The 25,489-nt window shown below is 65.0% G+C and carries 22 protein-coding genes; 9 read left to right on the top strand and 13 right to left on the bottom strand.

Translation table 11 applies throughout. The features are described from left to right. Positions 1–370 (bottom strand): DUF1501 domain-containing protein (locus A6M56_RS17210; RefSeq protein ID WP_286758255.1); only part of this gene is annotated, 370 nt, incomplete at its 3' end. A 25-nt stretch (positions 371–395) separates the two neighbouring features. Then, positions 396–2,003 (bottom strand): DUF1800 domain-containing protein, encoded by a 1,608-nt coding sequence (locus A6M56_RS17215; protein ID WP_045786920.1) that lies wholly within the window; start codon positions 2,001–2,003, stop codon positions 396–398. A gap of 23 nt (positions 2,004–2,026) precedes the next feature. On the opposite strand from A6M56_RS17215, the gene A6M56_RS17220 reads away from it, so the two are divergent. From A6M56_RS17220 to A6M56_RS17240, 5 genes are all read left to right on the top strand, one after another. Further along, positions 2,027–2,452, top strand: a complete 426-nt coding sequence (locus A6M56_RS17220; protein ID WP_180964233.1) for a hypothetical protein — start codon at positions 2,027–2,029, stop codon at positions 2,450–2,452. Between the two features lie 276 nt (positions 2,453–2,728). After that, the gene (gene ompR, locus A6M56_RS17225) at positions 2,729–3,451 is read left to right on the top strand and encodes an osmolarity response regulator transcription factor OmpR (RefSeq protein ID WP_045786922.1); all 723 of its coding nucleotides are present in this window, start codon (positions 2,729–2,731) and stop codon (positions 3,449–3,451) included. Between the two features lie 33 nt (positions 3,452–3,484). Then, positions 3,485–4,846: an ATP-binding protein gene (locus tag A6M56_RS17230; protein ID WP_045786923.1), complete on the top strand. Its 1,362-nt coding sequence runs from the start codon at positions 3,485–3,487 to the stop codon at positions 4,844–4,846. Positions 4,847–5,113: 267 nt separating this feature from the next. Beyond that, entirely contained in the window at positions 5,114–5,662 is a 549-nt protein-coding gene (locus A6M56_RS17235; RefSeq protein ID WP_045786924.1) for a peroxiredoxin, read from the top strand. A gap of 84 nt (positions 5,663–5,746) precedes the next feature. After that, on the top strand, positions 5,747–6,265 hold the full coding sequence (locus A6M56_RS17240) for a carboxymuconolactone decarboxylase family protein (RefSeq protein ID WP_045786925.1): 519 nt from the start codon (positions 5,747–5,749) through the stop codon (positions 6,263–6,265). Between the two features lie 88 nt (positions 6,266–6,353). Here the strand turns inward: A6M56_RS17240 and ispF are convergent, their stop codons facing one another. Together ispF and ispD are read right to left on the bottom strand one after the other, a co-directional pair. Then, the gene (gene ispF / locus A6M56_RS17245; RefSeq protein ID WP_102079839.1) at positions 6,354–6,860 is read right to left on the bottom strand and encodes a 2-C-methyl-D-erythritol 2,4-cyclodiphosphate synthase; all 507 of its coding nucleotides are present in this window, start codon (positions 6,858–6,860) and stop codon (positions 6,354–6,356) included. 17 nt (positions 6,861–6,877) lie between these two features. Next, entirely contained in the window at positions 6,878–7,618 is a 741-nt protein-coding gene (gene ispD, locus A6M56_RS17250) for a 2-C-methyl-D-erythritol 4-phosphate cytidylyltransferase (protein WP_102079840.1), read from the bottom strand. Positions 7,619–7,777: 159 nt separating this feature from the next. Here ispD and mfd point away from each other — a divergent pair, with 159 nt between their 5' ends. The 4 genes from mfd to A6M56_RS17270 all read left to right on the top strand — a co-directional run bounded on the left by mfd (position 7,778) and on the right by A6M56_RS17270 (position 14,443). Then, positions 7,778–11,209, top strand: a complete 3,432-nt coding sequence (gene mfd, locus A6M56_RS17255) for a transcription-repair coupling factor (protein ID WP_102079841.1) — start codon at positions 7,778–7,780, stop codon at positions 11,207–11,209. Positions 11,210–11,248: 39 nt separating this feature from the next. Continuing rightward, positions 11,249–12,442 (top strand): acetylornithine deacetylase, encoded by a 1,194-nt coding sequence (argE, locus tag A6M56_RS17260; RefSeq protein ID WP_045786929.1) that lies wholly within the window; start codon positions 11,249–11,251, stop codon positions 12,440–12,442. Positions 12,443–12,509: 67 nt separating this feature from the next. Then, the gene (gene serB / locus A6M56_RS17265; protein ID WP_102079842.1) at positions 12,510–13,367 is read left to right on the top strand and encodes a phosphoserine phosphatase SerB; all 858 of its coding nucleotides are present in this window, start codon (positions 12,510–12,512) and stop codon (positions 13,365–13,367) included. Positions 13,368–13,381: 14 nt separating this feature from the next. After that, on the top strand, positions 13,382–14,443 hold the full coding sequence (locus tag A6M56_RS17270) for a PDDEXK nuclease domain-containing protein (RefSeq protein ID WP_062738506.1): 1,062 nt from the start codon (positions 13,382–13,384) through the stop codon (positions 14,441–14,443). A gap of 49 nt (positions 14,444–14,492) precedes the next feature. Here A6M56_RS17270 and A6M56_RS17275 read toward each other — a convergent pair whose 3' ends face one another. The 9 genes from A6M56_RS17275 to phaC all read right to left on the bottom strand — a co-directional run bounded on the left by A6M56_RS17275 (position 14,493) and on the right by phaC (position 25,226). Further along, positions 14,493–15,704, bottom strand: coding sequence for a cystathionine beta-lyase (locus A6M56_RS17275; RefSeq protein ID WP_045786932.1), 1,212 nt, complete (start codon positions 15,702–15,704; stop codon positions 14,493–14,495). Positions 15,705–15,757: 53 nt separating this feature from the next. Beyond that, the gene (locus tag A6M56_RS17280; RefSeq protein ID WP_045786933.1) at positions 15,758–16,516 is read right to left on the bottom strand and encodes a hypothetical protein; all 759 of its coding nucleotides are present in this window, start codon (positions 16,514–16,516) and stop codon (positions 15,758–15,760) included. After that, on the bottom strand, positions 16,491–17,675 hold the full coding sequence (bktB, locus tag A6M56_RS17285) for a beta-ketothiolase BktB (RefSeq protein ID WP_102079843.1): 1,185 nt from the start codon (positions 17,673–17,675) through the stop codon (positions 16,491–16,493). Before bktB ends, A6M56_RS17280 begins: the two co-directional genes overlap by 26 nt. 87 nt (positions 17,676–17,762) lie before the next feature. After that, positions 17,763–19,124 carry a 30S ribosomal protein S12 methylthiotransferase RimO gene (gene rimO, locus A6M56_RS17290; protein ID WP_045786935.1) on the bottom strand — a complete coding sequence of 454 codons (1,362 nt, stop codon included), beginning with the start codon at positions 19,122–19,124 and terminating at the stop codon, positions 17,763–17,765. Between the two features lie 62 nt (positions 19,125–19,186). Continuing rightward, on the bottom strand, positions 19,187–20,167 hold the full coding sequence (locus tag A6M56_RS17295) for a tRNA dihydrouridine synthase (RefSeq protein WP_062738504.1): 981 nt from the start codon (positions 20,165–20,167) through the stop codon (positions 19,187–19,189). 194 nt (positions 20,168–20,361) lie between these two features. Continuing rightward, on the bottom strand, positions 20,362–20,916 hold the full coding sequence (phaR, locus tag A6M56_RS17300) for a polyhydroxyalkanoate synthesis repressor PhaR (RefSeq protein ID WP_045786937.1): 555 nt from the start codon (positions 20,914–20,916) through the stop codon (positions 20,362–20,364). 384 nt (positions 20,917–21,300) lie between these two features. After that, entirely contained in the window at positions 21,301–22,041 is a 741-nt protein-coding gene (locus A6M56_RS17305) for a 3-ketoacyl-ACP reductase (RefSeq protein ID WP_045786938.1), read from the bottom strand. Between the two features lie 121 nt (positions 22,042–22,162). Beyond that, a complete protein-coding gene (locus A6M56_RS17310) occupies positions 22,163–23,344 on the bottom strand; it encodes an acetyl-CoA C-acetyltransferase (protein WP_045786939.1) in 1,182 nt (393 codons plus the stop codon). An 88-nt stretch (positions 23,345–23,432) separates the two neighbouring features. Next, positions 23,433–25,226 carry a class I poly(R)-hydroxyalkanoic acid synthase gene (phaC, locus tag A6M56_RS17315; RefSeq protein WP_062738502.1) on the bottom strand — a complete coding sequence of 598 codons (1,794 nt, stop codon included), beginning with the start codon at positions 25,224–25,226 and terminating at the stop codon, positions 23,433–23,435. Positions 25,227–25,489 lie beyond the last annotated feature (263 nt).

Consider the following 25,489-nt stretch of genomic DNA (forward strand, 5'->3'; position numbering starts at 1 on the left):
TGTCCCAGATCTCGATGGAGCGGAAATGCGAGAGATTCGGCTGCGGATACGACAACCCCTGCACCACACTGAGCTCACCCGCCTGCCACAGCGGCATCATGGCCTGCAGCGACGGATGCAGGCCGTAGCGGTCATCGAGCTGCAGCACCTGTTCGCGCTTGATGGCAATGCGCGGGCGCAGCGCATAGTACTGCGCGCTTGTGTACGGCACCACGGTGTTCAGCCCGTCGTTGCCGCCCTTGAGTTCGATGAGAATGAGCAGGTTGCCATAGCCTTTGCGACGATCTTCGCCCTGCGCGAAGACGATCCCGGGTGCAGTGCCACCAAGGCCGAGCATGGCGCCTGCTTTGAGAAAATCGCGACGTTTCATGATGTGTGCTCCTGCAGCGATGGCGCTACTTCAACTGGTAAGCCGGGTCCATCAGCAGCGTGCGCAGATACGCCGTGCCTGCCAGCTTGACGGGAATCGGCGCCGTCGGCTCGATCGGCAACACGGCCCGCTGAATGGAGATGCGCGAGGTGAGCGGCGGCGGGTCGTCCGCATTCGCGCCGAACTGCGCAAGCCACGTGGCCGCGTTGAACGACACCATCGTCTGCGATTGCGCGAGCTTGAAGCGGCCTTCCTGCCCCATGCCCTTGAGGGCCTGGCCCAGGCCCTGCACCGCGCCGCCCTGGTTCAGCGCTTCACGCATGGAGGCCATCACCACGGCGGGCTTCTGTGCCTGCGCGGGCGCCTTCATCTCCGTCGAGCGGAAGAGCTGATCGAGAAACTGCTTGCGCCCCAGCAGCGTGTTGGAGTTGATCCACGCATCGCCGCCGGGCCAACCCTTGACGTTGGGCGGCGCCAGCAGATTCTGCCCAAGCTGCGCGGCCTTGATCGCAAACGGCGTCGGGTCGGAATACTGCACGTTGAATGCCTTGAGCGTGCCGACGATCATCTCGACCGGCGACTTCACCAGCGTCGCGCGCGACTGCGGCGCCCAGAACGCCGGGGTCATCAACAACTCGCGCAACGCGACCTTGATGTCGTAGCCGCTGGCGCGGAACGCATCGGCCACACGCTGCACCTGCGCCGCATCCGGATCGGGCGAAACGAACTCGCGCCACAGCTTGGTGACGATAAACGTCGCTGTCTCGGGGCGAGACAGCAGGATGTCCAGCATCTGGTCGCCGTCGTAGTCGCCGCTCTGGCCGAACACCGTCTTCACGCCGGTGTCGTGGATCTGCGGCCGCCAGACATACGCAAAGTCGTGGTCGCGGTCGACGCTCCAGCCGGTATAGGCACGGGCAGCTTCCTTGATGTCCTGTTCGCTGTAATGGCCTTCACCCAGCGTGAAGAGCTCCATCACCTCGCGCGCGAAGTTCTCGTTGGGCTTGCCTTTGCGGCTCTGCGCGCCATCCAGGTAGATCAGCATCGCCGGGTCCTTGGCGACGGCATGGAGCATGGCGCCGAAGTTGCCGACCGCGTTCTGCCGCAGCAGCACGTTCTGTCGATACATCAACTGCGCAAACGGGACCTTCTGCGAGCTCGACACGAAATGGTTGTGCCAGAACAGCGTCATGCGCTCGGTCAGCGGTGACGGCGTCTGGATCATTTCGCCGAGCCACCATGCGCGCAGCTCGAGTTCGTGCGCCGCGTTGGTGCGTCTCGCAGCCTTGCGGGCGTCTTCGTCGGCGAGCTTGTCATAGGGAAGGATCGGCTCGTTCACCCACGCAGGCGGCGGCTGCGTGGCAACAGTGCCCGTCTGGGCGAGCACGCGATCGACGGCTTCGCGGTGCGTGAGCCCTGCGTAGGCGTCAAGCTCGCTTTCGGAAGGCGCAAAGCCGATGCGGGTCAGGAAGTAGCGCGCCTCGTCGCGATCGAGGCGCTGCTCCTCGGCGACGGCCGCCTTGACGTGCGTGGAATGCCGTTGCGGCTTGCCCTGCGCCGCCGCTTGCGTGGCCGGCAGGCAAAGAACGCTGGCGGCCAGCGCCACCCATAGTGCTGTGGTACGGATACGCATGTTGGTCCCCCGAATCGGCCCCATTGCCCTATTCTCTCGACGCCACGCAATTGCGTTGCGGCCGGGGCAGCGACTTGCGCGCCGTTTCCCGCGCCGACCTACCCGCCGCGATGGTAAAGATCGCGCGTGACGTCGTAGATGTTCTGACGCAATTGCTTGCGTTCCTCGGGAGACAGCTTGCGCTGCGGACCTGGTCGATCGGCGTTCTCGCCACGGCGGTTTTCCATGGCGGCGGCACGTCGGCTGCGCTCTTCGCTGCCTCGGCCGTGCGCCTGCCCCTGCCCGCCCCTTTTCTCCGGTCCACCGGCCTGCATGGCATGTCCGCCGCCGAAAAAGCCGCCGAAGCCGCCAAAACCGCCGCGGTCGCCACGCGCGTGCGCCGGCAAGCCAGCCATGCACAGGCCGGCCGCACAAGCCAGCAGCACCAGATGCCGCCGAAATATTCCTGACCGAGTCGAAAAAGGGGATTGAGAAGCCACGTCCTTGTTGCTGGAAACCGATGCGCCATGCATCATTGCGCGACAATCGATAACAGGCAACCGCATTGCACGCCAGTCCCCTCCGCGGGGGTCGACAGACCCCAAACTGCTGCGAGGAACTGCCAAGGCAGTGTAGCCGCGCGTCCTGCGCCCTGTTCACGTGGGCCGGTAAATAATGTAACCGTCTGTTTCAATTGGGCTTTCACAGCGCCTCGGGCCCATGTTTTTGTCGTTACCATTAGCGCCATGGAAAATTCCAGTCATAAGATTCTCGTCGTGGACGACGACCCCCGCCTGCGTGACCTGCTGCGCCGCTACCTGGGGGAACAGGGCTTCACCGTGCTGGTGGCGGAAAACGCCACGGCCATGAACAAACTCTGGCTGCGCGAGCGCTTCGACCTGCTGGTGCTCGACCTGATGATGCCGGGCGAAGACGGCCTGTCGATCTGCCGCCGTTTGCGCGGTGCGAATGATCAGACGCCCATCATCATGCTCACCGCCAAGGGTGAAGACGTCGATCGCATCGTCGGCCTCGAAATGGGCGCCGACGACTACCTGCCCAAGCCGTTCAATCCGCGCGAACTGATCGCGCGCATCCACGCCGTGCTGCGCCGCCGCGGCCCGGCCGAGATTCCCGGCGCGCCATCCGAAACGCCCGAGACCTTCGCATTTGGCGACTTTGTGCTGAACCTGGCAACGCGCACGCTCAAGAAGAACGACGAAGAGATCACGCTCACAACGGGCGAATTCTCCGTCCTGAAGGTGTTTGCACGCCATCCGCGCCAACCCCTATCGCGCGAGAAGCTCATGGAAATGGCGCGCGGCCGTGAATACGAAGTCTTCGACCGCAGCCTCGACGTGCAGATCTCGCGCCTGCGCAAGCTGATCGAACCGGATCCGAGCAACCCGCGCTTCATCCAGACGGTCTGGGGCCTGGGCTACGTGTTCATCCCCGACGGCGCCAAGTAAGACCGGCCTTCAACCCTTCATCCCCGCACCGACTTGCGCATCCCGCGTCCGGCCGCGTTGCGGCGTCTATTGATCAGTGTGTTCGGCTCGCTGTTCTGGCGGACCTTCATGCTGATCGCCCTGCTCATCGCGATCTCGCTGGGCGTGTGGTTCCAGAGCTTCCGCATTTTCGAGCGCGAGCCGCGCGCGCAGCAGATCGCCATGCAGGTGGTGAGCGTGGTCAAGCTCACGCGCGCGGCGCTGCTGTATTCCGACCCCACGCGCCGGCGCTTCCTGCTGCTCGACCTCGTACAGAACGAAGGCATCAAGGTCTACCCGCGTGAGCGCGAAGACGAATACCGCGAGCCGCATACCAACCCGTACCTCACGCAACTTGTGCAGCACGAGATCCGTAACCGGCTCGGCGCCGAGACGGTGATCGCCACGGCGGTCAACGACATCCCGGGCGTGTGGGTGAGCTTCCAGATCGAGGGCGACGATTACTGGGTCGCCATCAGTCCTGACCGCTTCGAGCGCGTGCCCGGCGTGCAATGGCTGTGGTGGTCGACGGCGGCGCTGGTGCTGTCGGTGCTGGGTGCGGCCTTCATTACGTCACGCGTGAACCAGCCGCTCAAGCGCCTGGCCGACACGGCGCGCGCCATCAGCGCCGGCGATGATCCAAAGCCGCTGCCCGAAGGCGGCGGCACCGAGGTGGCGCAGGCCAATCACAGCTTCAACCAGATGGTGCGTGACCTCAAGCAGTTGGAGGCAGACCGCGCCGTCATGCTGGCCGGCATTTCGCACGACCTGCGCACACCGCTCACGCGCCTGCGGCTGGAAACCGAGATGAGCCCGGTCGACGACCAGACACGCGAGCTTATGGTGGCCGACATCGAACAGATGGACGCCATCATCGGGCAGTTTCTCGACTACGCGCGCCCCAGCGGTGAAATGCTCGAAGCCGTGGACCTGACCGAGCTCGTGCGCGACACGGCGCCCGTCTATTCCGCGCACGACGACATCGACCTCACCCTCAAGCTGGCGCCCGAAGCCATCGCCCGCTGTAACCGGATGGAGACGCAGCGCATTCTCGACAACCTGATCGAAAATGCGCGCCGCTACGGCAAAACGCCCGGCACCGGCCGCGCGGAGATCACCGTCAGCACCGTGCTCCGGGGCAACGAAGTTGTGTTGTGCGTGGCCGATCGCGGTGCGGGCGTGCCGCCGGACCAGCTTGCCTTGCTCACTCGCCCGTTCTACCGGCTGGAATCTGCCCGCAGCGAAGCCAAGGGCGCCGGCCTGGGCATGTCGATCGTCAATCGCATCCTGCAGCGCAGCGGCGGTCGTCTGACCCTCGAGAACCGCACGCCGCCCGAGACCGGCCTCATCGTCTGCGCCTGCTACGCACGCGTCTGACGCACTGGGCGCCGGGCACATCCCCTGCTTCCCCTGCCTGACATGTGCGGCCGCCCAGGCCGTACTGGCTGGGCTATGCGCGGCTTTGAGATTATCAATTGGCCGCCTGCCTGTTCATCGCCAATAATGCAGCCGCCAGGCTGCGCGGCCTTGCCGGTCCATGCCGCAAGCTTCGCCTGCGCTCGCCCGCCCCCCCCGTTTGCCGCCCGGGTGTGAGCTCGTGCTTGCAAGCCCCTTTCCATTGCCGCACCCCTCCAGGAGAAGCCCATGAAGACCATTGGTGACAAGCTCGAACCGTTCAAGGTCGTCGGCGTCAAGCCGGGATTCAACAACCACGAGGAAAACGGCGAGTCGGCATTCGAAGGCATCACCGAGACCTCGTTCCCGGGCAAGTGGAAGGTCATCTTCTTCTATCCGAAAGACTTCACGTTCGTATGTCCGACCGAGATCGTGGCCTTTGCCAAGCTCAATCAGGACTTTGCCGACCGCGACACCATCGTGATGGGCGGCTCGACGGACAACGAATTCGTCAAACTCGCGTGGCGCCGCGAGCACAAGGATCTCAATAAGCTGAACCAGTGGTCGTTTGCCGACACGACCGGCGCGCTGATCGACCAGCTCGGCGTGCGCGAGCATGAAGCGGGCGTCGCATTGCGCGCGACGTTCATCGTCGACCCGGACAACGTGATCCAGCACGTTTCGGTCAACAACCTGAACGTGGGCCGCAACCCGGATGAGGTGCTGCGCATTCTCGACGGCCTGCAAACCGACGAGCTCTGCCCGTGCAACCGTGCCGTTGGCGGTGCCACGCTGTAACGGCCACCCGGCGCTGATCCGGTTCGAAGCCCGCCCTTGGGCGGGCTTTCTTTCTGGCTCCGCCGCGGCAGAAAGGAGATCCCCATGGAATTTCTGCAGACCATCAAGGGCCTGATTCCCGACTACGCGAAAGACATCCGGCTCAATCTCGACGGTACGATCGCGCGTTCCTCGCTGGAGGGCCCCGACGCGGTGGGCGTGGCATTGGCAGCGGCGTTTGCAGCCAGGAGCAAGGTGCTGGTGGACGTCATCCGCAACGCCGGCGTGCTGTCTCCGCAAGAGACCACCGGCGTGCTGACCGCGGCCGCGCTCATGGGCATGAACAACACGTGGTATCCGTTCGTTGAGATGGCCGACGACGCCGACCTGAAGACGCAGCGCGCGGAGCTGCGCATGAATGCCTATGCCAGCCACGGCGGCATCGACAAGCGCCGCTTCGAGATGTATGCCCTGGCAGCGTCCATCGTCGGCAAGTGCCACTTCTGTGTCAGCTCACACTACAAGCTGCTCAAGGAGATCGGCATGACCACGCAGCAGTTGCGCGATGTAGGCCGCATTGCCTCGGTCGTCAACGCCGCGGCGGTCGTGATCGCCGCCGAATAGCGGCATGGCGCAGCGGGCGTGCAAATGACAACGGCAGCGCCGAGCGATCCGGGCTGCCGTCGGGCATGGCGTGCGGCGAGGCGCAAGCTCAGTCCTGCTCGGCGGCTTCCGCGCGATAGATGAGCACGACGGCCTGCGCGACGACGCCTTCCTCCTTGCCTTCAAAGCCGAGCTGTTCGTTCGTCTTTGCCTTGACGTTGCAGCGCTCGCGGGCGATGCCAAGGTCTTCGGCCAGGTTGGCGATCATGCCGGGCACGTGCGGAGCGAGCTTGGGCCTCTGCGCGATCACCGTCGCATCGACATTGCCGACGGCGTAGCCAGCGTGGCGCACGCGGCGCACGGCTTCACGAAGCAATACGCGGCTGTCGGCGGCGGCAAAGGCAGGATCGGTATCGGGAAAATGCCGGCCAATGTCACCGAGGCCGGCCGCGCCGAACAGCGCATCGGTAATCGCGTGCAGCAGCGCGTCGGCGTCGGAGTGGCCGAGCAGGCCGCGCGTGTGCGGAATCTCCACGCCGCCGAGGATCAGCTTGCGGCCCTCCACGAGCGCATGCACGTCGTAGCCCTGACCGATGCGGATGTCCATCCAGTTCATGCGTGTGGTCCTTTCTCTCAGTCGTGGCTGGCCTGCGCCAGGATGGCCTCGGCCAGCGCGAAATCGTCGGGATACGTCACCTTGAAGTTGCGCAGCGCGCCCGCCACCAGCAGCGGTTTGTGCCCGCAGGCTTCCATGGCGCTCGCCTCGTCGGTGACGATGCGGTGCTGCGCCAGCGCGTCACGCAAGGCGCGTTCCAGCAGGCCCAGCGGAAACATCTGCGGTGTCTGCGCCTGCCAGAGGCCCTCGCGCTGGATCGTGGCGTCGATATGCTGGGTGCCGTCGGCGCGCTTGAGCGTGTCGGCCACCGGCAGCGCGAGAATGCCGCCCGCCGCGTGCGCGCCCTCCGCCTCAACGGCCGCGATCAGACGCGCGACCAGCGCCGGCGTCAGGCCGGGGCGCGCGGCGTCGTGCACCAGCACCCAGTCGCCATCTTCTGCACCGAGACTTCGCAACGCCGCCAGGCCATGCATGACGGACGCGTGGCGCGAATCGCCGCCGCAATCGACCTCCACCAGTCCGGGCACGTCGAAACCGCAGCCGGGAAACCGCTGCACGAGCGGCTCTGTGCCGGGTGTGGTAACGATCAGCACCGTATCGATTTCAGCGCTCGCCAGGAACGCCTGCGCGGTATGCCACAGCATCGGCCGCCCGGCGACCGATTGATACTGCTTTGGCAGATCGCCCCCGGCACGCGAGCCGGTACCCGCAGACGGAATCAGCGCAAAACGGCGTCGGCCAGGGCGGGAAGTCGTCATGAAGGGCGGAAGAATGGGACGTGGGCGCAGGATTTGCGTCGGTTTGGGCCCGTGCAAGCGCGCGGCTGGCGCGGATTTTATAATAGCGGTCAGCGTCACGACACCCCGCCTGCACATGCCGGCGGGGTGTCGTGCTTTGTCCTCCGATCTTGACGTCCCATGTCCGATTTCTCGCTTTCTGCCCTGCCCGTCGTCAAACCAGGCCAGCGCTTCCTCTTCAGCGGCCTGCAGGGCGCGGCGGACGCCCTGCTCCTGGCGCGCTATCTCGAACAGCATCGCGCTGCCGTGCCGATGCTGGCGGTGATCTGCGCCAATGCCGTCGATGCGCAGCGCCTGGCGGAAGAACTGCGCTGGTTTGCTCCGCAGGCCCATGTGAAGCTGCTGCCGGACTGGGAGACGCTGCCGTACGACAATTTCTCGCCGCACCAGGACTTGATCTCCGAACGGCTGGCCACGCTGCACGATCTGCAGAATGGCGCGTGCGACATCCTGCTGGTGCCGGCATCGACGGCATTGCAGCGCATCGCTCCGCCGTCCTTTCTGGCGGCCTACACGTTCTTCTTCAAGAAGGGCGAAAAGCTGGACGAGGCGGCACTCAAGGCGCAGTTCACGCTGGCCGGCTACGAACACGTCAGCGCCGTCATGCGCCCCGGCGAATACTCGGTGCGCGGCGGCCTGATCGACCTGTTCCCGATGGGCTCGCCGCTGCCGTACCGGCTCGACCTGTTTGGCGACGAGATCGAGACCATCCGCGCGTTCGACCCCGACACGCAGCGCAGCCTCTACCCCGTGAACGAAGTGCGCCTGCTGCCCGGCCGTGAATTCCCGATGGACGAAGCGTCGCGCACGGCCTTCCGCGGCCGCTGGCGCGAGGTGTTCGAGGGCGACCCGACGCGCTCGCCGATCTACAAAGACATCGGCAACGGCGTGCCTTCGGCCGGCATCGAATACTACCTGCCGCTGTTCTTTGAAGAGACCGCCACGCTCTTCGACTATCTGCCGGGCGCCACGCACCTGGCCTTCGTGGGCGACATCGAAGGTGCGGTGCGCCGCTTCTGGGCCGACACCACGCAGCGCTACAACTTCATGCGCCACGACCGCGAGCGGCCCTTGCTGCAGCCTTCGGCGCTGTACCTCGACGAAGAATCGTTCTTCGTGGCCGCCAAGCCGCATGCCCGTCTCGTGCTGCGCACCGAGCCCGGCGACGCGCCGCTGTCGCTGCCGCTGCCCAACGTGGCCGTCAACCGGCGTGCGGAAGATCCGCTCGTCAACCTCGAATCCTTCCTGATGCGCGGCAACTGCCGCGTGATGATCTGCGCCGAATCCGCCGGCCGCCGCGAGACGCTCGCGCAGATGCTCGCGGCCAGCGGCCTGCATCCGGAAGGCGTGGCCGATTTCGCCGACCTGCTCGCCGGCGACGCGAAGTTCGTCCTCGGCGTGGCGCCGCTTTACCAGGGGTTCATCCTCGGCGACGAGCGCATCGCCTTCATCACCGAGACCGAGCTGTACGCGCAAACCACGCGTCGCGCCGGCCGTCGCAAGCAGGAACAGGCCACCGCCGTCGATTCGATGGTGCGCGACCTGGCCGAACTGAAGATCGGCGACCCGGTGGTGCACAGCGAGCACGGCATCGGGCGCTACCAGGGCCTGGTGTCGGTGGACACGGGCAACGGCGAGGAGGAATTCCTCCACCTCGATTATGACAAGGGCAGCAAGCTGTACGTGCCGGTGCACCAGCTGCACGTGATCTCGCGCTACTCGGGCGCCGATCCGGAAACGGCGCCGCTGCACTCGCTGGGCTCGGGCCAGTGGGAAAAGGCCAAGCGCAAGGCGGCGCAGCAGATCCGCGACACGGCGGCCGAACTGCTGAACCTGTACGCACGCCGTGCAATGCGCCAGGGCTTTGCCTTCCCGCTTGCGCCGGAGGACTACGTCAAGTTTGCCGAGAGCTTCGGCTTTGAAGAAACGCCCGACCAGGCCGCCGCCATCGCTGCGGTGATCGGCGACATGACGTCTGGCAAGCCGATGGACCGACTCGTCTGCGGCGACGTCGGCTTCGGCAAGACGGAAGTCGCGCTGCGTGCCGCGTTTGTTGCGGTGATGGGCGGCAAGCAGGTGGCCATCCTCGCGCCGACCACGCTGCTGGCCGAACAGCATTACCAGACGCTCGTCGACCGCTTTGCCGACTGGCCGGTGCGCATTGCCGAGATTTCGCGTTTCAAGAACAAGAAAGAGATCGACGCCGCGATCGAAGCCATCAACGCCGGCACGATCGACATCGTGATCGGCACGCACAAGCTGCTCTCGCCTGACGTGAAGTTCAACCGCCTGGGGCTCGTCATCATCGACGAGGAACACCGCTTTGGCGTGCGTCAGAAAGAGGCGCTCAAGACGCTGCGCGCCGAGGTGGACGTGCTCACGCTCACGGCCACGCCAATCCCGCGTACGCTGGGCATGGCGCTCGAAGGCCTGCGCGATTTTTCGGTGATTGCGACCGCGCCGCAAAAGCGCCTGGCCATCAAGACGTTCCTGCGCCGCGAGGAAGACGGCGTGCTGCGCGAGGCCATCCTGCGCGAGTTGAAACGCGGCGGCCAGGTCTACTTCCTGCACAACGAGGTCGAGACCATCGAGAACAAGCGCGCCAAGCTGGAGGAACTGATTCCGGAAGCACGCGTGGCGGTCGCCCACGGCCAGATGCACGAGCGCGAACTCGAGCGCGTGATGCGCGATTTCGTGGCCCAGCGCGCCAACATCCTGCTGTGCACGACGATCATCGAAACCGGCATCGACGTGCCCACGGCCAACACGATCCTCATCCACCGCGCCGACAAGTTCGGCCTCGCGCAGCTGCACCAGCTGCGCGGCCGTGTCGGTCGCTCGCACCACCAGGCGTATGCGTACCTGCTGGTGCACGATGTGGACGGGCTGACCAAGCAGGCACAGCGCCGCCTGGAGGCAATCCAGCAGATGGAGGAGCTTGGCTCAGGCTTCTACCTGGCGATGCACGACCTGGAAATCCGCGGCGCCGGCGAGGTGCTCGGCGACAAGCAGTCTGGCGAGATCTCCGAGATCGGCTTCCAGCTTTACACGGACATGCTGAACCAGGCGGTGAAGTCGCTCAAGGCGGGCAAGGAGCCCGATCTGATGGCGCCACTGGCCGCCACCACCGAAATCAACCTCGGCACGCCTGCCCTGCTGCCCCAGGACTATTGCGGCGACGTACAGGAGCGCCTGTCGCTGTACAAGCGCCTGGCCAACTGCGAGAGCAGCGAGGCCATCGACAACATCCAGGAAGAGCTGATCGACCGCTTCGGCAAGCTGCCGCCGCAGGCGCAGTCGCTCATCGAGACGCATCGTCTGCGCATTGCCGCGCAGCCGCTGGGCATCCGCAAGATCGACACCGGCACGAACGCCGTCACGCTGCAGTTCGTGCCGAACCCGCCCATCGACGCCATCAAGATCATCGACCTCGTGCAGAAGAACCGGCAGATCAAGCTGGCCGGGCAGGACCGCCTGCGTATCGAGAACATCCCGGCCGAGACCGCTGCGCTCGCGCAGACCATTCGCCATGCCATGCGGCAATTGATGTGATCCGCTAGGATGCAGCGACGCGAACAAGGAAAAACCAACATGAGCACCGCCGTGACCGCCCTCTCCACACTCGACTGGACCACCAAGCTCGTCAGCTTCGACACCACCAGCCGTGGCTCCAACCTTGCGCTCATCGAAACCGTGCGCGACTACCTGCGCGGCCTCGGCATCGATTCGCACCTCTCGCACAACGACGATCGCAACAAGGCCAATCTGTTCGCCACCATTCCGGCCGCCAACGGCAGCGTGCAAGGCGGCATCGTGCTGTCGGGCCATACCGATGTGGTGCCGGTGGATGGGCAGAAATGGGACAGCAACCCGTTCACCCCGGAAATCCGGGACGGCCGGCTTTACGGTCGCGGCACCTGCGACATGAAAGGCTTCATTGCGTCGTCGCTTGCGCTGGTGCCGCAGCTGCTCGGTGCCAAGCTGCGCGAGCCCGTGCATCTTGCGCTCTCGTACGACGAAGAAGTCGGCTGCGTGGGCGCGCCGCGCATGATCGACGACCTGGTGGCGCGCGGCATCAAGCCCGCCGGCTGCATCGTCGGCGAGCCCACCAGCATGCGGCCCATCGTTGCGCACAAGGGCATCAACGCCTACCGCTGCCGGGTGCACGGCCGCGCCGCGCATTCGTCGCTCACGCCGCAGGGTGTGAACGCCATCGAATACGCGGCGCGCATCATCTGCTTCGTGCGCGACCTGGCCGATGAATTCCGCGCCAAGGGCCCGTTCGACGAGGCGTTCGACGTGCCGTTCACCACCGCCTCGACGGGCCTGATCCAGGGCGGCATCGCGCTCAACACGATTCCTGCCCTGTGCGAACTGGTCTTCGAGTTCCGCAACCTGCCGGGCGTGGATGCGCCGGCCATCCGGGCGCGCGTGGAGCGCTATGTGCGCGAGACGATCGAGCCAGCCATGCAGCGCGAACATCCGGACGCCCGCATCGAGCTCGAAGAGATTGCCGCCGCGCCGTCGCTCGACGCCTCGGAGCAGGCAGCGATCACGCAGCTCGTGCGCGTGCTGACCGAAGACAACGACAAGCGCAAGGTCGCCTACGGCACCGAAGCCGGCCTGTTCCAGCGCGCCGGCATTCCGGCCGTGCTGTGCGGCCCGGGCAACATCGAGCAGGCGCACAAGGCCAACGAATACGTCGAGCTCGCTCAGCTGGAGGCCTGCGACCGCTTTCTCGCCAAGGTTGCGCGCAGCCTGATGCTCGACGCCCCGTCGGCCTGATTACGCGGCTCCCCGCCGGGTGCGTTCGCTACAATAGCGGACTTTCCGGCGCCCTCTCCTCTCTCTCATGCCCGTCGTCCTGCAAAGCCTGTCGCCGCTGTCCACTGGCGACATTGAATCCGTCCGCAGCCTGTTCGGCACCGCTGCCTACGAAATGCGCGCGCCCAACGTCGCGGCGATCGATTGGGTGCACGAACTGCCCAGCGAACTGCGCATCCAGCTCGACGCCATCTGCGCGAGCCTGAAGATGGACTACGCGTGGATTCCCGATGAGTGGACGTTCGGCGACTTCCGCGTCCTGGCCATGGACATGGACTCAACGCTCATCACCATCGAGTGCATCGACGAGATTGCCGATTTCTGCGGGCTCAAGCCGCAGGTCGCCGCGATCACCGAAGCCTCCATGCGCGGCGAGATCAAGGATTTCAACGAGAGCCTGACGCGCCGGGTCGAACTGCTCAAGGGGCTGGATGCCAGCGTCCTGGAACGCGTCTACAACGAACGCCTGCAACTCTCGCCGGGCGCCGAAAAGATGCTCAAGGCGGTGCAGGCCATGGGCATCCGTACGTTGCTTGTATCCGGTGGCTTCGAGTTCTTCACCTCGCGCCTGCAGGAACGCCTGGGCCTTGACCGCGCGCGTGCCAATACGCTGGAGATCGTCGACGGCAAGCTGACCGGCCGCGTCCTCGGTGAAATCGTCAATGCAGACGTCAAGGCGCAGACGCTCAAGGCGTTCTGCAAGGAGCTCGGCGTGTCGCCGGATAACGCGATCGCCATGGGTGACGGCTCGAACGATCTGAAGATGATGGGGGTGGCCGGGCTGTCCGTGGCGTTCCGCGCCAAGCCAATCGTGCAGGCGCAGGCGGATGTGGCGTTCAATGTGGTCGGCCTCGACGGCCTGCTGAACCTGTTTCCGCACCGGTAGGTCGAGACCACGCCATGGCGGCCCCGCAATCCTCCCGCAAGAAACTCGCACCGGGGGTGCGAGACATGGTGGAGCCGCAGGATTACGCCGCGCTGCTGACGGAGGTCAAGGCGCGCATCCAGGCCGCGCAGTACGCCGCGCTGCGGGCCGTTAACAAGGAGCTGGTGGGCCTGTACTGGGACATCGGACAGCTGATCGTAGCCCGGCAGCAAGCCGAGGGCTGGGGGAAGGCCGTGGTGCAGCAGTTGGCCGCCGACCTGCAGGCGAGCTTCCCTGGCACGGGCGGGTTCTCGGCGTCCAACCTGTGGCGCATGAAGGGCTTCTTCGAGACCTACAGCGGCGCGCCGAAACTCGCACCACTGGTGCGAGAAATCGGCTGGAGCCACAACGTGCTCATTCTCGAGCGCTGCAAGGACATCCAGCAGCGCGAGTTCTATCTGCGCATGACGCGCAAGTTCGGCTGGTCGAAGAACGTTCTGGCGCACCAGATCGACAACCAGAGCTACGAAAAATCGCTGCTCGGCCAAACCAATTTCGACAAGGCACTCACCCCTGCCCTGCGCGCGCAGGCCAAGCTGGCGGTCAAGGACGAATACGCCTTCGACTTTTTGGAACTAGGCGAACAGCACAGCGAACGCGAACTCGAGCGCGCACTGATCGAACGCATCGAAGATTTCCTGCGCGCAATGGGCGGCATGTTTGCCTTCATGGGCAGCCAGTACCGGCTTGAAGTCGAGGGCGACGAGTATTTCATCGACCTGCTGCTGTTCCACCGGCGCCTGCGCTCACTCGTGGCCATAGAACTGAAGATCGGCAAATTCGAGCCCGAATTCGTCGGCAAGATGCAGTTTTATCTTGCTGCGCTCGACGAACAGGTCCGTCAGGAGGATGAGAATCCGTCGATCGGCATCATCCTGTGCAAGGAAAAGAAGCGCACGATCGTCGAATACGCCTTGCGCGATGCGAGAAAGCCCATCGGCGTGGCGACCTACGCAATCACCAAGACACTGCCGAAGGAACTGCAGGGCCAGTTGCCCTCGCCGGAAGTCATCGCGCGCCTGCTGGAAACGCTATAGCCGCCACCGGCATATTGGCCGGTGGCCCCGGGGGCGCAATGCCGGCCGATCAAGCGCGCAGGTGCGTCTCCATCGCCTGCTTCAGATCGGCAATCAGGTCGCGCGGGTCTTCCAGGCCGATATAGAGGCGAACGAAACCACCCGCGTTTTCCCAATCGGCTGGCGGCCAAGCAGTCGCCGTGCGCATCGACGGGATGTTGTATGGCAGCGCCAGGCTGTGCGCGCCGCCCCACGAAAAGCCGATCGCAAAATAGCGCAGGGCCTCGATGAACGCATCGATCTGTGCCTGCGAATAGCGCTCGTGCAGCACGATCGAGAACAAGCCGCTTGCGCCGGTAAAGTCGCGTTTCCAGTTTTCATGGCCCGGGCAGCTCGGCAGCGCCGGATGCAGCACGCGCACGACTTCGGGACGGTCCATAAGCCATTCCGCCACTTCACGCGCGTGGGCGTCGTGGGCAGCCAGCCGCGTCGGCAGGCTCGGCAGGCCGCGCAGCACGAAATAGCAATCGTCTGCCGACACGCCCCACCCCATGCGCATGCGCGTGGCGAGGAGCTTCTGGTGCAGCGCTTCATCGTTGGTGATGGCCGCGCCCATGAGGACATCGCTGCCACCGGACTGGTACTTGGTCAGCGCCTGCACCGAGATATCGATGCCACGCGCAAACGGCTGGTAGTACACGCCGCCGCTCCACGTGTTGTCGATGGCGGTGATGGCGCCAGCCGCCCGTGCCGCCTCGGCGATGGCCGTGCAATCGGGCACTTCCATCGTCACCGAACCCGGCGCCTCAAGCCACACGAGCTTGGTGTTGTGGCGAATGAGGTCGGCAATGCCGGCGCCTATCATGGGGTCGTAATACCGCACGGTGATGCCGAACTGGCGCGCCATCCATTCGCCGTGGTCGCGGTTGGGGCCGTACGCGTTATCGGGAATCAACACGTCATCGCCGGATTTGATGAGCGTGAAGTACACGAGCGAAATGGCGGCCAGCCCGGATGGCAGCAGCAGCGTGTGCGAGCCGCCCTCGATCTGCGCCAGCGCCTGGCACAGCGCGTCGGACGTTGGCGTGGCATGTAGGCCGTAGCGCCAATGGACCACGCTGCCACTGCCAAAGGCACGCATGTCGGCGAGGTTCTTGAATACGACGGTCGACGCGCGATGCGTGGCCTGAGAAAACGCGGCAAAGCCGGGTGGAATCTGCAGGTCCGGGTGGACGGCTTTCGTGGCGGGAAACATGGGCGGGAGCTTGGTATCGTCGGTCACGAGACATTCCTGATGAGTGGCGGATGACGACCTTCGGTGGTCAGCCCGTCAGCTTACCAGTGCGCGCCGGACCGTGCGGGATTGACAGCTGGCAGCGCGGGCGGCGGTGCAATCTGGCCCGGTGCCAGGGGCGCCGCGGGCGTCAGCGGCGTTGCAGCGACCGCCGCGTTGCTGTTGGCGGCGGCATCGTAAGGCGGAATCACCACCACGGCGAGGGGGCGGAGCACAAACGGCAGCGTGTGGCCGTCGTGGGCCACATCGGTCCACGTGCCGCGCACGATGCCATGCGCATCGATCGCCCCCTCCCACGTGCCGGTGACGTGCGTGCCGTCATCGGACTCCTCCATGAGGAAGCCGCCGTTTTCGTATTCGCCTGTCACCAGGCGTACACCCGGTTGCTGGCCGGCTACGTATTCGCCGTGGACGCTGTCGATCTCACCAGGCTTGCGGCCCAGGCGCATGCGGATCGGCACGTCGCCGATCACGCCGGTGTAGACGGGATATTTTGCGTAGTCCGGCTGCGGCTGCAGCACGGCGGGCGACTGCGTCTGGGCGGAGAACCCATTGCCGGCCTTGGCAGCGCGGCGCTTTTCACCCTCCGCGATGGCGCGGTTCAGGCCGAGGTCGCCCGGCTGCACGGTCATGCTGCCGGTCGATACGTCGTAGCCGTTATTGGCAGACGGCGTTTGCGCAGACGCCGCCGACATAGCTGCAACGCCTGCGGCCAGCACCAGCGCACGCAGCGCGCCGGCGGGCCGGGTCAGGCGTGCAATCGATAGAAAGCGTTCAGATGCGTTCGAACACCGCCGCAATGCCTTGTCCTCCACCAATACACATCGTCACCAGCGCGTAGCGACCACCGATGCGTTGCAGCTCGTGCAGCGCCTTCACCGTAATGAGGGCCCCCGTTGCGCCGATCGGGTGGCCGAGCGAGATGCCCGAGCCGTTCGGATTGACCTTGGCCGGGTCCAGCCCCAGTTCCTTGGTCACGGCGCAGGCCTGGGCCGCGAATGCCTCGTTCGCCTCGATGACGTCGAGATCCTTGACCGACAGGCCCGCACGTTCCAGCGCCTTGCGCGTGGCCGGCACCGGGCCGATCCCCATGATCTTCGGCTCCACGCCCGCGTGGCCGTACGACACGAGGCGCGCCAGCGGCTTGAGGCCACGCTGTTCAGCCACCGAGCGCTCCATCAGCACCAGCGCCGCACCGGCATCGTTCAGGCCCGAGGCGTTGCCTGCGGTGACGGTGCCGTTCTCCTTTGCGAAAACCGGCTTGAGCTTGGCCATATCTTCGATGGTGGCGTCGTGGCGGACGTGTTCGTCGGTGTCGAACTGGATGTCGCCCTTGCGCGACTTGATCGTCACCGGAACGATCTGATCCTTGAAGTAGCCGGCCCGGATGGCGCGCGAGGCGCGCTGGTGCGATTCCAGCGCCGTCTGGTCCTGCTGCTCGCGGCTGATGCCGAATTCCCTGGCGACGTTTTCCGCCGTCACGCCCATGTGGATCGTGTGGAACGGGTCGTGCAGCGCGCCGAGCATCATGTCGACCATCTTGGCGTCGCCCATGCGCGAGCCCCAGCGCGCGGCGGGAGCGAGGTACGGCGCGCGGCTCATGCTCTCGGCGCCGCCGGCAATGGCGATGTCGGCATCGCCCAGCAGCACGGTCTGCGCGGCGCTCACCACGGCCTGCAGGCCCGAGCCGCACAGGCGGTTGACGTTGAACGCGGGCGTCTCGGCCGACACGCCGCCGTTGACGGCAGCCACCCGCGAGAGATACATGTCGCGCGGCTCGGTGTTGATGACGTGGCCGAACACGACGTGGCCGACCTCCTCGCCCTTCACGCCGGCGCGGGCCAGCGCCTCGCGCACGACCAGCGCGCCCAGTTCGCACGGCGCCATGTCCTTCAGGCTGCCGCCAAACGTCCCGATTGCGGTACGAACGCCGCTGACCACCACCACTTCACGTGCCATTGCTGTCTCCCATGCCATCAGAATTGGATGGCGGCCAGTATAAGCGCACGGTCGTTCGCAAATTTTAGGTAAGACTACCTAAGTGGCTCAGACCTCGCCCCACAGGTCGTGCCCATCGGCACCGGTGATCTTGACCGACACGAAATCGCCGGCCTTGTAGCGCTTGTACGACTTGGACGGCGGCGCGACATAGACCAGGCCGTCGATTTCGGGCGCATCCGCCGACGAACGACCGATCCCGCCATCCTGGTTGACCTCGTCCACCAGCACGCGCAGCGTCTTGCCGACCTTGCGCTGCAGGCGGCGCGCCGACACGCGCTCGGCCACTTCCATGAAGCGCGCGCGGCGCTCTTCGCGCACCTCGTCGGGCAGTGCACCGGGCAGATCGTTGGCGGTGGCGCCTTCGACCGGCGAATACGCGAAGCAGCCCACGCGGTCCAGCTCGGCCTCGGCGATAAAGTCGAGCAGTGTCTGGAATTCCTCTTCCGTCTCGCCTGGGAAACCGGCAATGAAGGTGCTGCGGATGGTCAGCTCGGGGCACACCTCGCGCCAGGCGCGGATGCGGTCCAGCGTTTTCTCGGCATTGGCCGGGCGCTTCATGCGCTTGAGCACATCCGGGTGGGCGTGCTGCAGCGGCACGTCCAGGTACGGCAGCACCTTGCCCTCGGCCATGAGCGGCATCACTTCGTCCACGCTCGGGTACGGATAGACGTAATGCAGGCGCACCCAGGCGCCGTATTGCGAGGCCAGTTCGCCCAGCGCGGCCACCAGCTCGGTCATGCGCGTCTTCAGCGGCCGGCCGTTCCAGAAGCCCGTGCGGAACTTGACGTCGACGCCATAGGCGCTGGTGTCCTGCGAGATCACGAGCAGCTCTTTCACACCGGCTTTCAGCAGGTTTTCCGCCTCCAGCATCACTTCGGCCACCGGACGCGAAACCAGGTCGCCCCGCATCGACGGGATGATGCAAAAGCTGCAGCGGTGGTTGCAGCCCTCGGAGATCTTCAGATACGCGTAATGCTTCGGCGTGAGCTTGATGCCCTGCGGCGGCACCAGGTCAATGAACGGATCATGCGGCTTGGGCAGGTGCGTGTGCACTGCTTCCATGACTTCGCCGAGCGCATGGGGGCCGGTGACGGCCAGTACCTTCGGGTGCACGCTGGTGATGATGTCCTGGCCGGCGGCATCCTTCTTGGCGCCGAGGCAGCCGGTGACGATCACCTTGCCGTTCTCGGCCAGCGCCTCGCCGATCGCATCGAGGCTTTCCTGCACGGCCTCGTCGATGAAGCCGCACGTATTGACCACCACCAGGTCTGCCCCGCCATACGTGCCGGAGATCTCGTACCCCTCCGCTCGGAGCTGGGTGATGATCTGCTCGGAATCGACCAAGGCCTTGGGACAACCGAGCGAAACGAAGCCCACCTTCGGGCTCTGGGTACTGACGTCGGACATGGGAACAACCTGAAGTGGGGAGAGGATGGCGCAGCGCATGGCGCGCCGCGCGGTGGCGTATTTTAACCGTTCACTGCGCCGGGGCGGCCCAGCGCGAGCCGGGCCTGTTCGATCACACGCTCGATTTCCAGCGCGTCGTGCAGGCGGCGGATCGCGTCGTGCAGTTCCGCGGCCTGGGGCCATGTCCGCTTGAGGTAGCCGAGCCACAGCTTGACGCGGCCGTGCTCGTGCTTGGCGGAGATGCGGGCGTGCAACTTCTTGAGATAGTCGGCAAGGTAGCCGAGTACGATCGGCCATTCGGCGGCGGACGGCTCACGCGCCATCTGGCCGCGAATGCGCTGGGCCAGGAACGGGTCGGACACGGCGCCACGGCCGATCATCACGTCGTCACAGCCGCTGACGGCGCGGCAGCGCTCCCAATCGGCCACGGTCCAGACCTCGCCATTGGCCGTGACGGGGATGCTGACTGCGCCCGCAATGCGCGCAATCCAGTCCCAATGTGCCGGCGGGCGATAGCCATGATCGCGCGTGCGGGCATGCACCACCAGCGACACCGCGCCGCCTTCGGCCAGCGCCGTCGCGCAGTCAATCGCACGCGAAGTGTCCGAAACGCCCAACCGCATCTTGGCCGTCACTGCAATGTGCGGCGGCACCGCACCGCGCACCGCCCGCACGATGGCGTGCAGGACTTCCGGCGTGTCGAGCAGCATGGCACCGCCGCCGTGCCGGTTCACCACCTTGGCGGGGCACCCGAAGTTCAGGTCGATGCCATGCGGTGACAGCGTCGCCGCATAGGCTGCGTTGCGGGCCATCCATTCCGGATCACTGCCGAGGAGCTGGATCACCATCGGCGTACCGCTGGCGGTGTAGCCGCCGTTGGCAATCTCAGGAGTTTCGCGCTCGTAGGTGCGCAACGGAAGCACTGAACCCGTCACGCGAACGAATTCCGAGACGCAGCCGTCATAGCCTCCCGCCTGTGTCAGCACGTCGCGCATGACGAAATCCGCAACCCCTTCCATCGGGGCAAGCAAAAGGCGGCTCATGTGAAAAAGGCGATCAACCGGCCTGCAGGCCGGGGGCTGACATCGAACATTTGGGGGCAATCTGAGGGGTGTGATCCTCCGGCAAAGCCGCGCCTTGCCGGAAATGCCGCATTTTACCCTGCTGCCCGATTTGCCGCCCCCAAAGCAAAAAGGCGAACCGCCATGCGATTCGCCCTGTTCTCCAGGCCGAAGGATTACTTCTTTTCGGGCGGCTGGTTGAACGGGAACGTGCCGAACATGTTCTTGGCCTGGCTCTGCATCTGCTCCTGCATCTGCACGAACAGGTTCTTGCTCTGCTCGATGTAGTTGCTCATCATGCCCTGCATCATCGGCCCCTGCATGTTCATGAACTGCGACCACATATCGGGGTTGAACGTGTTGCCGCTGTACAGGTCCTTCGAGTTCTCGGCCAGCTTGTTCTGGATGTCGATGAAGGCCTGGATGTTCTTCTCCAGGTACGTGCCCATCATGCCTTGCATGGCGTGGCCGTAAAAACGAATGATCTGCGCAAGCATCGAGCCGGAGAACATCGGCACGCCGCCGGTTTCCTCTTCCAGAATGATCTGCAGTAGGATGCTGCGCGTCAGGTCTTCACCGGATTTCGCATCCACGACGCGAAACTCCTCGGTGTCCATCACGAGCTGCTTGACGTCTGCCAGCGTGATGTACGTGCTGGTCTGGGTGTCGTAGAGCCGGCGGTTGGGATATTTCTTGATCAGCCGTTCGGTGCCCTTCTTACTGGTGGCCATCGTGCCTTTCCGTGTTGGCGATGCTGCTGCGGTGCAGCCGATGCAGTGCGAAATCGGCACAGCAAAATCGCGGTTGCGCTGCTGTGCCGATCTGCGTGCGAATGCGGCAACGCAGATGCATCCGGTTATGATCGGACGCTCCGGTGTCTCCCCGCGAAGCGCCTCCGTGACTGGATTCTATGCGGATCGCCGTGCAAAGAAAAGGCGACCTCCCCCGGTAGAAACCCGCAGCATTTTGGTGCCGTAGCGGCACCATGATGTGGGCTGGATCACGCGCCGCAAGCCTGCTGCAGTGCAATCGAGCATCGCAACACCGTGGGGCAAACCGGGGGAAAGAATGCTGCGCCCATGCTGCAGCAATTGTGCAGCATGGGCGTGAGAGCGTCAGCCCATGTGCAGGCCGCCGTTGAGGGAAAAGTCCGCGCCCGTGGCGAAACCGGACTCGTCGGAGGCAAGCCAGGCGCAGATCGAAGCGATTTCCGCGGGCTCGCCGAGTCGCTTGACCGGAATCGTGCCGACGATCTTGTCGAGCACATCCTGACGAATCGCTTTGACCATGTCCGTGGCAATGTAGCCCGGCGACACGGTGTTGACCGTCACGCCCTTGGTGGCGACTTCCTGCGCGAGGGCCATCGTGAAGCCGTGCAGGCCGGCCTTGGCCGTCGAGTAGTTGGTCTGGCCAAACTGCCCCTTCTGCCCGTTCACCGACGAAATGTTGATGATGCGGCCCCAGCCTCGGTCCGCCATGCCATCGATGACCTGCTTGGTCACGTTGAACAGCGAAGTCAGGTTGGTGTCGATCACGGCGTCCCAATCGGCACGCGTCATCTTGCGGAACACCACGTCGCGCGTGATGCCGGCGTTGTTGATGAGAACATCCACCTCACCCACTTCTGCCTTGACCTTGTCGAATGCGGCCTTGGTCGATTCCCAGTCGCCGACGTTGCCCTCGGACGGAATGAAATCAAAGCCGAGCGCCTTCTGCTGCTCGAGCCACTTGGCCTTGCGCGGCGAGTTCGGGCCGCAACCGGCAATGACGGTGAAGCCATCGCGCGCCAAGCGCTGGCAGATCGCCGTTCCGATACCACCCATGCCACCGGTGACGTATGCGATGCGTTTGGTCATGTCCACTCCTAGTCCTTGTTGTTAGAGCCGCCCAGCGTCCTGCCGGGCGGTGGTGCTCGGTTCTCTCCGATCGGCGTGCGCGCTTTTTGTTCAACGCCACACCGGTCCGGTCTGCAAAAAATTACGGACGCTCGACGGCCAGCGCCACGCCCATGCCGCCGCCGATGCACAACGACGCCAGACCCTTCTTCGCATCGCGCTTCTGCATTTCGTGCAGCAGCGTGACCAGAATGCGGCAACCGGAAGCACCGATCGGGTGGCCGATGGCGATCGCACCGCCGTTGACGTTCACCTTAGACGTGTCCCAACCCATTTGCTGGTGCACAGCGAGCGCCTGCGCAGCAAACGCCTCGTTGATCTCCATCAGGTCGAGCTCGTCCACCGACCAGCCCGCACGCGACAGGCAGCGTTTCGAGGCAGGCACAGGCCCCATGCCCATCACCTTTGGATCGAGGCCCGCGCTGGCATAAGCGCGGATCGTGGCCAGCGGCGTGAGGCCCAGTTCCTGGGCCTTGGCGGCCGACATCACCACCACCGCGGCCGCACCGTCGTTCAGGCCCGAGGCGTTGGCCGCCGTGACGGTGCCCGCCTTGTCGAACGCGGGCTTGAGACCGGCCATCGACTCGAGCGTTGCGCCGTGGCGGATGAACTCGTCCTGTGCGAACGCGATCGGGTCGCCCTTGCGCTGCGGAATCATGATCGGGACGATCTCGTCATTGAAGCGCCCTGCCTTCTGTGCGGCTTCGGCCTTGTTCTGCGACCCGACGGCAAACTCGTCCTGCGCCTCGCGCGTGATGCCGTATTCCTTGGCGACGTTCTCGGCGGTGATGCCCATGTGGTACTGGTTGTACACATCCCACAGGCCGTCGACGATCATCGAGTCGATCAGCTTTGCGTCGCCCATGCGGAAGCCATCGCGCGAGCCCGGCAGCACGTGGGGCGCGGCCGACATGTTCTCCTGGCCGCCTGCCACGACGATGTCCGCGTCGCCCGCCATGATGGCGTTGGCGGCGAGCATCACGGCCTTCAGGCCCGAGCCGCACACCTTGTTGATGGTCATGCCTGGGACCATGTTCGGCAACCCGGCCTTGATGACGGCCTGGCGTGCCGGGTTCTGTCCCGAACCGGCGGTCAGCACCTGCCCCATGATGACTTCGCTCACCTGTTCCGGCGCCACCTTGGCGCGCGAGAGAGCCTCGCGGATGACCGCCGCACCCAGTTCGGGCGCAGGAATCTTTGCCAGCGAGCCACCAAACTTGCCCACGGCGGTACGGACCGCCGATACGATCACAACATCGGTCATTTGTCTTCCTTCCACAGTCAAAGGGGGTTGAGAGGGCGCCGCGCACGGCCTCGCAGGCCGGCATCGTGCGCCGGAGTTGGGGGTGCGCTTACGCCTTCTGCTTCACGTAGCGGCCGGGGGCGGGCTCGATCTCCGGATAGTCCGCAGTGCCGTAGCGCTTCGGAGCGGCCTTCTGCGCACCGGCGTGAGAAGCCAGCCACGCAGACCAGTCCGGCCACCAGCTGCCAGGGTGCTCCGTGGCACCGTCAAACCATGCGTCGGCGGAGTCAGGCAGCTTGGCGTTGATCCAGTGCGAGCGCTTGTTGGCCGCCGGCGGGTTGATCACGCCGGCGATATGCCCCGAGGCCCCGAGGACGAACCGGCGCTTGCCCTTGAGCAGCGGCACCGAGGCGTAGGCGGATTTCCACGGGACGATATGGTCTTCGCGCGAGCCGTAGATATAGACCGGCGCATCGATCTTGCCCAGATCCACGGGTGTGCCGGCAACCGTCAGCTTGCCCGGCTCCTTCAAGTCGTTCTGCAGGTACGTGTGCCGCAGATACCAGCAGTACCACGGCCCCGGCAGGTTGGTCGAATCGCCGTTCCAGTACAGCAGGTCGAACGGCGCGGGCGTCTTGCCCTTCAGATAGTTTTCAACGACGTAGTTCCAGACCAGGTCGTTCGGCCGCAGGAACGAAAACGTGTTGGCCAACTCCACGCCGCGCAGCAAGCCCGGGCCGGTGGGCGCGTTGGCGCCGATGGTCTGCTCACGCATCTCGACCTGGGCTTGGTCGACGAAGACGTCGAGGATGCCCGTATCGGTAAAGTCGAGCAGCGTCGTCAGCAGTGTCAGGCTCGCGGCCGGATGTTCGCCGCGCGCAGCGAGCACCGCCAGCGCAGTCGACAGAATCGTGCCGCCGACGCAGAAGCCCAGCACGTTGATCTGGTCCTGCCCAGCAATCTCGCGCACGACGCGAATGGCCTCGATCGCGCCGCCCTCGATGTAGTCGTCCCACGTGCGAGACGCCATGCTGGCATCCGGATTGCGCCACGACACCAGGAACACGGTGTTGCCCTGCTCCACCGCATAGCGCACGAGCGAGTTGGCCGGCTGCAGATCGAGGATGTAGTACTTGTTGATGCAAGGCGGCACCAGCAGCAGCGGGCGCGTGTAAACCTTGGCGGTCAGCGGCTTGTACTGGATGAGCTGAAAGTACTCGTTCTCGAAGACGACCGCGCCCTCGCTATTGGCAACGTTGCGGCCGATCTCGAAGGCGCTTTCGTCGGTCTGCGAGATCTTGCCGCGCTCCATGTCCTGCAGCATGTTGAGAATACCGGTGCGCAGGGATTCGCCGCGCGACTCGATCAACTGCTTCTGCGCTTCCGGGTTGGTCGCCAGGAAGTTCGACGGCGACATGGCGGCCGTCCATTGCGAGACGGCAAAGCGCACACGCTCGCGGGTCTTGGCATCGGCCTGGACGGCGTCGGCCATTTCCATCAGCGTGCGCGCGTTGAGGACGTAGAAGGCTGCGGCATAACCGTAAAGCGGGCTCTTGCGCCATGCCTCGTCGGCAAAGCGGCGATCGGCGGGGGCCACGGCTTCGGCGCTTTCGCCCGTGCTCATATGGCGCCAGATCTGCAGCCATTCTTCCAGATACTTCTGCTGGATTTCAGCGAGCCGCTCGGGCGGGATCAGCGCAAACGGGACTGCGCCCTCGCCGGTCGCCGCGCCATTGAACTGCCCAAGGCCCGGCGCTGCGGCACCGGGTTGGGCGTAGCCGCCCATAAGCGTTTGCCATTGCTTGAACTGCTCAGCCCACTGCGCTGGGTCCGACAAGCCCTGCCAAGGGGCTTGCGTGGGGGCGCTAGATGCTTTGGAAGATGCCGATTGACGCGATGCCATAGTGCCCTCGATCCGTACGATATGCGCCGCCTCGTTTGAGCGAAATGGCGCAATTCGTAGTATTGCGGGGCATTGTTGCCTTGCCGTTTCAAGCCTGTCAATCGGACTTAACTCACCATGACCCGGAAATGCACGCCTGGCGCGGGTTTTACCGGATCCGCCCAAAAACGGTTCGACCGAATGGTCAAGCTGGACTCCGGGCTATGTACCAGTCGGCAACATTTTCGTGCGAGACTGCCCCATTACGCCAACGCCAGACATCC

The sequence above is a fragment of the Ralstonia sp. RL genome (assembly GCF_001683835.1).
In the GTDB taxonomy this organism is placed as follows: Bacteria; Pseudomonadota; Gammaproteobacteria; order Burkholderiales; family Burkholderiaceae; genus Ralstonia; species Ralstonia mannitolilytica.

Bases quoted from the DNA above. Each gene is read 5' to 3' on its own strand.
- A6M56_RS17215 (WP_045786920.1), bottom strand. From the start codon at position 2,003: ATGCGTATCCGTACCACAGCACTATGGGTGGCGCTGGCCGCCAGCGTT.
- ompR (WP_045786922.1), top strand. From the start codon at position 2,729: ATGGAAAATTCCAGTCATAAGATTCTCGTCGTGGACGACGACCCCCGC.
- A6M56_RS17235 (WP_045786924.1), top strand. From the start codon at position 5,114: ATGAAGACCATTGGTGACAAGCTCGAACCGTTCAAGGTCGTCGGCGTC.
- A6M56_RS17240 (WP_045786925.1), top strand. From the start codon at position 5,747: ATGGAATTTCTGCAGACCATCAAGGGCCTGATTCCCGACTACGCGAAA.
- ispF (WP_102079839.1), bottom strand. From the start codon at position 6,860: ATGAACTGGATGGACATCCGCATCGGTCAGGGCTACGACGTGCATGCG.
- ispD (WP_102079840.1), bottom strand. From the start codon at position 7,618: ATGACGACTTCCCGCCCTGGCCGACGCCGTTTTGCGCTGATTCCGTCT.
- mfd (WP_102079841.1), top strand. From the start codon at position 7,778: ATGTCCGATTTCTCGCTTTCTGCCCTGCCCGTCGTCAAACCAGGCCAG.
- argE (WP_045786929.1), top strand. From the start codon at position 11,249: ATGAGCACCGCCGTGACCGCCCTCTCCACACTCGACTGGACCACCAAG.
- serB (WP_102079842.1), top strand. From the start codon at position 12,510: ATGCCCGTCGTCCTGCAAAGCCTGTCGCCGCTGTCCACTGGCGACATT.
- A6M56_RS17270 (WP_062738506.1), top strand. From the start codon at position 13,382: ATGGCGGCCCCGCAATCCTCCCGCAAGAAACTCGCACCGGGGGTGCGA.
- bktB (WP_102079843.1), bottom strand. From the start codon at position 17,675: ATGGCACGTGAAGTGGTGGTGGTCAGCGGCGTTCGTACCGCAATCGGG.
- rimO (WP_045786935.1), bottom strand. From the start codon at position 19,124: ATGTCCGACGTCAGTACCCAGAGCCCGAAGGTGGGCTTCGTTTCGCTC.
- A6M56_RS17295 (WP_062738504.1), bottom strand. From the start codon at position 20,167: ATGAGCCGCCTTTTGCTTGCCCCGATGGAAGGGGTTGCGGATTTCGTC.
- phaR (WP_045786937.1), bottom strand. From the start codon at position 20,916: ATGGCCACCAGTAAGAAGGGCACCGAACGGCTGATCAAGAAATATCCC.
- A6M56_RS17305 (WP_045786938.1), bottom strand. From the start codon at position 22,041: ATGACCAAACGCATCGCATACGTCACCGGTGGCATGGGTGGTATCGGA.
- A6M56_RS17310 (WP_045786939.1), bottom strand. From the start codon at position 23,344: ATGACCGATGTTGTGATCGTATCGGCGGTCCGTACCGCCGTGGGCAAG.
- phaC (WP_062738502.1), bottom strand. From the start codon at position 25,226: ATGGCATCGCGTCAATCGGCATCTTCCAAAGCATCTAGCGCCCCCACG.